The organism is Anaerobacillus sp. ABD4_527, from assembly GCF_056160805.1.
The window spans coordinates 1-256 of sequence record NZ_JBSWXZ010000023.1; the positions used below are offsets into that span (position 1 = coordinate 1).

The following is a 256-nucleotide window of genomic DNA, read 5'->3' on the forward strand; positions in this document are numbered from 1 at the left end:
CGGTCCAGCCTCACTTGCTTCCTCGAATTTCTTGCTTCTCCCACCCCTACGAAGCTTTCGAAGATGCCCTTTTCTGTCTTCTCAATGAAGGCAATCACCTTACGGTCTCTCAATAAAAACCAAAAAAGCATACAAAAAAGCCAGAGCACAATGCTCTGACTTTTCACTTGCCTAGCGACGTCCTACTCTTGCAGGGGGAGAGCCCCCAACTACCATCGGCGCTGAAGAGCTTAACTTCCGTGTTCGGCATGGGAAC

Annotated in this window: 1 rRNA gene; it reads right to left on the bottom strand. The window is 49.6% G+C overall.

The annotated features are described in order from the left end of the window. Positions 1-169: 169 nt before the first annotated feature. Positions 170-256: ribosomal RNA gene (rrf, locus tag ACXAHI_RS21065) — 5S ribosomal RNA — on the bottom strand; the annotation flags it as partial.